Origin of the sequence: Motilimonas pumila, from assembly GCF_003596335.1 — a bacterium.
GTDB classification, from domain to species: Bacteria; Pseudomonadota; Gammaproteobacteria; order Enterobacterales; family CBDFNC01; genus Motilimonas; species Motilimonas pumila.
The window spans coordinates 1-7472 of sequence record NZ_QZCH01000055.1 but is presented as its reverse complement, the minus strand read 5'-3'; the positions used below and the strand labels follow the sequence as shown (position 1 = coordinate 7472).

Genomic DNA, 7472 nt, shown 5'->3' with positions numbered 1-7472 from the left:
ATAACTGTTGCCAGCGGCTCACCACGGCCTCATCACTTAAGCGGCTATTTTGCGCCATGTTGATATGCAGCACGAGGTGGTAATGATTGCTCATGATGGCATAGGCACAGATATCAATGGTGAAGATGCTAGCCAGCTGCTTGGTTTTATCCAATACCCAAGGTTTACGGTGCTCATAGCTGCGTTTAGCGTAGTTATCATAACCACAAAGAAAGGCGCGCCGCACACAGCGGCTCGTTACATGATAGTAAGGCGTCGATTCTGCACAAATAAGCTGTTTTCGAGGTAGGGTCATGACTCCCTCCTAGAGAAAAATCACCTTTTAAGTGTTAGTTAAAAGGTGATGGCTGTCAAATTTTGGTGGGTGTCCGCTTTTCCAATTGAATGGACTGAATGCATCTAGCCTTATCATCTATCCCACGTTCACTGTGCCGCCGCCGATGACGACACCGCCACAGCTGACCCCATCACCGGTTTTTGCGACCGGTTTACCGTCGGCAAATACGGTACCTGAGCCACCCGATATACTGCGACCGTGTGGCGGGTGTTTAGGTTTTGAATGAGGTGCTAAGGGGTCACCTTTTCGTGCCAGTGGAATACCGTCTACTTTTACCGTGCCAGAGCCAGCGGTAATCGGGGTAGGCGGAAAGCCATCGTGAGCGGTGCCGATATCACCGAGTTTTGCTGCGTTTCCCATGTAAAATCCTTTACGGTTAAATTGTTAATGGCTGCTAATTGGCTCGGGCTGTGCTAGGTTAATCGCAGCCTGTTTATCAAATAATGCTTGCGCCTCCTCTTGCGTCATATCTCGCCAAAAGCGCGGATTACGCTGCGTGATTCTGTCGCGAGTAATCGTAGCCGGATCGCTGCTGCGCCAGATCTCAAAGGCCGGAATATCTGGCAAAGGCTGGCTCGTGTCCATATAACACTGAATAAAATTCCAAGTAGCGTAGGTGTCCGTCAACCGATATTCGTCACCAAACCCCCCTCCCTTAATGCAAGCCTTTGCATTTTGGTAATGGCGAAGGTTTAACGTATTTTTTACCACAATGCCTTGATACCCTACTTGAGCCCATGTTTCCGCAACACATTCGGTAAAAGGAAAGTCATGTAATAACTCACCTGTTTTAGCATGATAAATTTTTACTCGTCCAGTGACTCGGTTGAATTCATATCGAGGTTTGATATCCCCGTAAATTTTTGGCCCTAATAGCTTTTCGAACAAAGGAATGCCTTTGAAAGCAATGACACATGGCAAACTCATAATTAGATTTGAATAAACAAGAAAAAATAAAAACCACTCCCAAAAAAGTTCTCCTGATGAATGAGCAGCCCCACCTCCTACAAGAGCAGCCAAAATTGATAGAGGAGGCATTGTGTAAGTTCCTATCCTTCCTAAACCTTTCAATGCTACAAGTATATCGTGTAATAAGCTAAAACGACCTAAAGTAGGTAAACGAAAAATCTCAGAGTCAAAACGCATAGGGTTACATCTAGATGATTCAGCTATTTTCATTGCCTTTTCTTGCCCTTGAGCTATTAGCTCCTTATCCACGGATTGGATCTTTTTAAGCTCATTTAAATTTAACCAACGCCCAGGAATGGCCTGACTCAAACACTGACTTTTTTGCAGCGGCTGTGCCAATAACGTTAACTTATTGATTGGTAACATTTTTGCTTGTTCTGCGCGATATGCTTCAGAGCCATATTGGTTAATAGATTTAAACACTAGTTGTCCTTAAAGTTGGCAGGGCGATAATCTTCTGATTTAAGCCAATACTCATGTTTACCAAATATATTACCGCCGGTGAATCTCGGTGTATTATTGTCTTGGTCTGTAGGATTATATCTTAAGGGGTTATCAGGCATAGGGGCAGGAAAAGCAAACGCTTTACCACCTCGATTAGCCTTGTATTGTAGTCTGACCGCTGGGCGATATAAATTGGTGACTAAGGTCATGCCGTAGCGTTCGTAAGTATCTTCCGGCATGGTTATATAATAATTTGAGCCCGATTGTGTTATTTCTCGGCATTGGTAGTTAAGTCCCATTTTTACACTCTGACCACCATGGCCCTCTGCGATGGTTAATTGGCGGGTCGCAAGCACTACTTCTTCTGTTACTTCGCCAAATAACATAGCTAAACCAGAGCGCACTTTTACCAACCAGTTGCAGCTTCTTACACTCAGAGTATGACTTTTATTCGAAGTGAGTGAGAAAAGGTCGAAGTTTTGTATGGAAGCAGTAATACTTGATGCAGGTTGCTCTGGTAAATAGTCGGGGCTAAGCACCATAGGTGTATGAACCGGCTCAATCGCTTGTAAGTGAGGAGGTAGAGCGTCAAATGGTTGTTGAAAGTAGGGGTTTCTAACCACTTCAATATGATAACCCGCCACTAAATGTACTAAACGGTAGAAGGCTTCTTCTGAGTCGTTGTTTAAATGATCAATATTGGGCTCTTTGGATAAAGGACCAAATTTCAGCAATTGCTCCATTGGGCTGTCATTAAAAATAAAAAAGCCAATGAAACAAACAATAGCAACAACCCAACCAAGAACAGGAATTAATCCACTAATGCCGGCCCAAGCTGTTAAAGTCACCACTCCTACTCCTACAGCAACGCCTAGCATAGCCGTTGCAGCATCTTTGTCTCCCGAGTTATATTCAAACAGCGCATCGTTTAGGCACACTACTATGGTTAATATGCCACCCCCTAAGTTAATTAATGCACCGTTAGTAATAACTCTGGGTAAAATAGATTGGGCAAAAGGCCCTGAATTCCTTTTCATTGCTACTATTTTTGCTTCTTCCACCAACTCATTAGCCATGAAAATACTTATACGTGCGCTTAGTCTTTGATTAAAATTCGCTTTTTCTAGAATAACAATAGATGCTAGGGTAAAATCATAAAAAGCAGATGTTAACCCCACGACAACTCGACCATGACGCTCTTGCTGGAAAAACAACTTGCTTGAGTTCAGCTCCGCTTGAACATTATAAGCCTCTAACCAAAAAACAGCCCCCCCAACGATAGGGTGATCCATAACTTTATTCGCATACTGTTGAAGCCGAGAAGAGCTTAAACCTTTAATTTCAGCTCTGTCTAACTCAAGGAGGGCGTCCAGCTGCGCTTGAATCTGCGCAGGGCTTTTGCCATGACTGTTAGGTATATACTTGGAAACCGCTTGCGCTAACTCTGCTGCGAGCACTCTATTGGTTGCTATATTTGCCGCCAGCTCTTTTCTTAAAGTCAGAAGTTCATCCATTGAACGCTGCCATTGTTTTAAAAGCTGGTCTGCTGAAGAGCCCTTTTCAATAACAAAAAAGATAGTTTCTGATTTTGTCCCAGCAGTAATGCCTAACTCTTTTGTATACCTGGCTTTATTGGTTTCACCCAATAGTTGGCCATTATTATTGTAAACGCCACCATAAAGTCTTCCGCCATGGCCCGCTTTAAGTTTAGCGTCGGTGAAACCAAATAATTTACCTTGATCGTCGAAACCTATGACTCGATACTGCGCTAAGTCAAGCTGATTACTCTTAATGGTTACGACACTTCCCATAAGCTTAGGGTCAGCTGCTTTTAGTAGGCGCAAAAAAGGCCCGTATAAATTCATTTTTAACTTCATTAAGTCTTCTGGTACAGCCATGCTGGCCTGAGTACTTAAACTTTCTGTAACACCTGCTCGATGACTTACCCCTGCTTCAAGTTGTTGAGTTTTCGCTTGTTGCGCAATCAAGGTACTCGCTTGTTGTTGAGGTGCTGCCAACGCCGCTTGTTTGGCATTTAATGCTTTTTCTTTTGCTGATATTACAGCGGTTAGAGCACCATTAATGCCATCAAGTACTGCCCCCGCATCATTCATTAATCGTTTGGCATATGCCGCTAACGGTGTAGAGTCATCCTGTTTAGCGGAAAGATCTAAACTTATTATTTCAAAAACAACAGGTTCGCCGACTGCATACCTATTCTCCGCTCTACCTAAGGTTGCTAACAAGCCCGGACGACAACGGCCATCGCCTTGATTAACCTCCGCAGTGAGTGAATCTGGCAAAGGTTGCTCTTGCGGAACGTCAGCCTCTGTTGGAAACAACATTTGATGTATTGGGTTATCAGGGTCTTCAAATATTTGCGATACGTACTGTAACCCTTCTGGAAAATATGTGCCGGCTTCAGGGTTTTCTGTCATGTAGACAGCATTCAATCTATAGGGGCTTAGTACCAAAGCATTTAAGATCTGGCCGGTAATATGAAAACCACTTTGATAATCGGAGCCATTAAAGGAATGATAATCGGCCAAGCAGGTATCTACCGACTTAGTCAGCATGAGTCCTAGCAGGTTCTTTTGATAGAAGCTCGCGGCGTGAGTTAAGTTAAGACGAAGTTGCGTTTTTAATAAGCGATATAGTGGCGCGTCCGAAGCCGTATCCACAAATCGAGCATATTCTTTATAATATTCATTATCGACTTTCGAACCATCAGCATCTGTTAATTTAGGCTGTAAAATGAGCTGATGCACCAAGGCTGCAAAGTCGTAGTCAGGATCTGAACTGGCCCATTGCTCAATTTTACCCAGCAACTCAAATGACGCTTGGGTTACTTTTAAAATAGAGGTTAGCTCCTCCATGATATCTTCAAATGGTAAGGCACATATCTTACGACTTGAAGCAGTATCAAAAATTGACTCAACCTGGCCTTGGTTTTTAAAGGCTTCCCCCAGTTTACATTGGTCGATTGGCAATATTTCACTATCAACCACATGGTTTAAAGCCGTTGTCGGTAAGCGCTTATTGTTGGGCAACTCGGCTGGGAAAGTAATAGCGCTTTGCGCTTGCTGAAGTTCTTGCTCTGGATACGCACCTGATAAGTCGGAAAGGTAACTATGTGGGTTATGATACAACCTTTCAATAAGAGGCTGTCTTGGGCGTTGTGCAGGTAAATCTTGCAACCAGAAAAGAGTTTTCATTTTCTGGTTCGGCCGCAATACTTCTGGTTCTTTCAGAGAAAAGCTGACACTTCTTTTTGCCAGTTGCTCCACATTTGCTTCTAAGTAATTTAACCTTTCACTGGTTAACATATATTCGCAAAAAAAGCCGGACATAGATGAAGTCCATGTATTTTCAACACGAATTGGAAGCCATATTTCCTCTAGCGCTTGCCCTTCCACTTTCCTTGGCAAACTGATATTAAACGATGACTCAGCCCCCGATTCTCGAGTACTTAATAAGTCTACGTCGCTATACTCTATATTACCTTCTTCAGTGAAAACTATTTCAACCTCTCGCCAAAAGCGGCCGTCTTTAAGTAAATATAGAAAGCCACCACGGCACGAAACTGGGCTCAAAGTATCTTGATTATCATTGCTAAAATGCTGCACCACAGGCACAAAAGGTGCTATCACATGGTCTTGGCGAATGGGTTGCTGCTTGGTTAACTCTACATCATCAAATAGTGGTAACTTGATTGTGCCGCCTTCGGCTTTTTTAATTTCAAGCTGGGCCGCCAGCGGTTTGCACGCCATGGTTTCCCAGCGATGAATGGTGCTGGTAGCCGTTTTTTCCTGCTTTTCTGATGGCTTGCCTTCAAAATCAAAAAAGGTGTCGTTGTCACTTCCTTCTAAAGGCTGAACGGTGACTTTTTGCGCCTCTGGGTGGTCAAAGCCAAGCACTTCGATAAAGTAAGCCCGGTGGTCCTTTATGTCACATTCCGTTGCACCTTCAGCAGATGTTGATTCGTTTCCATTTTCCATCGCGTCGGGCAGTTCAGGCTGTTCTTGACCTAAGTCATTAGCTTTAAACGTCATGTCTTAACTCTCTCTCAACAAGTCCAATTTTCTTTTTTAGGGGGTAGCGAGGGCTCTGTAAGATATTTTTAAGCGATTGATGACTTAACCTTTCCCTCCCATAACGGAGCATTAAACGCAGCCATGCGTCGTACTCGCCTACTGTGGTTGCGCCATATTGTTTTGCAACAGGAAACACCTCATCAATAAGCTCTGTTAAGCTCATCTTGTCTTTATGAGGTTTGACTCTTTGATAATGCTGTTTGAGCTGTGCCTTTACCGTGTTTTCTTTGAGGCTTGTTATCCCCTCTAGCTCTGCTTGGCTAAGTTGATAGCGCTTAATCAGCGGTTGTGGCATCGGGGTTAATTCATCTAGCCACCATTGTCCGGCGTCATGCCAATAAAGGGACTGAGTTTGATGCCAGAATGTTTGCTGTTGGCTAGGGCTTTGTGATGCCAGCATAAAGGCTAAATTTCGTGGGTCGTAAAAGCGACAAATGGCTTGTTCATCATTGGGAGAAAATAGCGTCATTCTTGCCTGCGCCCACAGTAAAGTTTCAGCAAAATCGCTACTGGCATTGACAAAACAGCCGCCGACTTGCTGTGTCAATAAGTCAACTAACCATTGACTCACTTCATTGTCATTCAACATGATTAATACAGGGCCAGCTTGACGCAATGCATCGTCTTGTTCAGATCGAAATAAGTAATCCCAGGTTAACGCTTCGCTGTCTAGGCCATAGAGCTGAGCCAAAAAATCGGGATACATACTTTGCTCTATAATGGCATAAGCATGGGATGCAATGGCAACTGCCGCGTTAACCTGTTCTGCATCAATCCGGTGAATGCCCTTAATTTGACCTATTATGTGTTCTTTTTGTGAATCGGACACGTTGCTACTCCACTACACTACAATCACATTCTTCTACCATCACAATCCCGGCTTCTACCATACCTTGATATGTTTCAGGTGAAATCGTAGGCACCGCAGCATCTAGGATATCTTTCGCGGCCGCTTTCTCCGCCACCTCTACCCGCTCACTGTTTACTGCTTGCTCTACTGGTTTGACTAACTCGGCTTGCACACCCGCGTAGCCACTGCCGCTGCCTGCACTGCCGCCTGAGTTGAGGTTAATTGCAGGGCCCACTAGGTGCACGCCAGCAGGATCGAGTTTAATAAAACTGCCGCCGCCGCTTAAGGTTATTTCTACGCCAGCGTCTATCACGACTTTATTGCCCGCTTGTTGGTGCATTTCTTCACCGACTTGGCAGTGCCAGTTTTGGCCGATTTTTTGGTGTAAGTTTTTATCCAATAACCAGGTGCAATCCTGTTCAATGAGGGTGCGCGCTTCGCCGTCTACCGTAAGGTGCTGATTGCCTTTGGTTAGGTGGTATTGATGACGGTCTACCGTGCTGTGTTGGTCTCGCTTAATATGCTCGCTCTGGTCATTCTCAACTAAGGTATTGTGATCTTTTTGCGCATGAATATAGATTTCTTCTTGTCCCGCTTGGTCTTCAAAGCGCAGCTCGTTATAACCTTCACCTTTGTGGGTTTCGGTGCGCAAAACGGTACGGGTTTTATGGTCAGGCAAGGTGTATGGCGGCTTGTGAGTGGCGTGGTAAGTTCGCCCTGTAATAATAGGCTGGTCTGGATCACCTTCCAAAAAGTGCACGATAACTTCGTGACCAAT

6 protein-coding genes are annotated in these 7472 nt (G+C 44.3%); all 6 read right to left on the bottom strand.

Features of this window, described 5'->3' with window-relative positions; genetic code table 11:
• Nucleotides 1–295 (bottom strand): transposase (locus D1Z90_RS19960; protein ID WP_499877944.1); only part of this gene is annotated, 295 nt, incomplete at its 3' end.
• Between the two features lie 117 nt (nucleotides 296–412).
• Nucleotides 413–697: a type VI secretion system PAAR protein gene (locus D1Z90_RS19955; protein WP_119911699.1), complete on the bottom strand. Its 285-nt coding sequence runs from the start codon at nucleotides 695–697 to the stop codon at nucleotides 413–415.
• 24 nt (nucleotides 698–721) lie between these two features.
• Nucleotides 722–1672 carry a hypothetical protein gene (locus D1Z90_RS19950; RefSeq protein WP_147378809.1) on the bottom strand — a complete coding sequence of 317 codons (951 nt, stop codon included), beginning with the start codon at nucleotides 1670–1672 and terminating at the stop codon, nucleotides 722–724.
• 56 nt (nucleotides 1673–1728) lie between these two features.
• Nucleotides 1729–5802 (bottom strand): hypothetical protein, encoded by a 4074-nt coding sequence (locus tag D1Z90_RS19945; RefSeq protein WP_119912546.1) that lies wholly within the window; start codon nucleotides 5800–5802, stop codon nucleotides 1729–1731.
• Nucleotides 5792–6673: a DUF4123 domain-containing protein gene (locus D1Z90_RS19940; protein ID WP_119912545.1), complete on the bottom strand. Its 882-nt coding sequence runs from the start codon at nucleotides 6671–6673 to the stop codon at nucleotides 5792–5794. Before D1Z90_RS19940 ends, D1Z90_RS19945 begins: the two co-directional genes overlap by 11 nt.
• A 4-nt stretch (nucleotides 6674–6677) precedes the next feature.
• Nucleotides 6678–7472, bottom strand: a 795-nt coding sequence (locus D1Z90_RS21370) for a type VI secretion system Vgr family protein (RefSeq protein ID WP_369122278.1), incomplete at its 5' end; no start/stop codon positions are given.

Bases quoted from the DNA above. Each gene is read 5' to 3' on its own strand.
- D1Z90_RS19945 (WP_119912546.1), bottom strand. From the start codon at position 5,802: ATGACGTTTAAAGCTAATGACTTAGGTCAAGAACAGCCTGAACTGCCC.
- D1Z90_RS19950 (WP_147378809.1), bottom strand. From the start codon at position 1,672: ATGTTACCAATCAATAAGTTAACGTTATTGGCACAGCCGCTGCAAAAA.
- D1Z90_RS19955 (WP_119911699.1), bottom strand. From the start codon at position 697: ATGGGAAACGCAGCAAAACTCGGTGATATCGGCACCGCTCACGATGGC.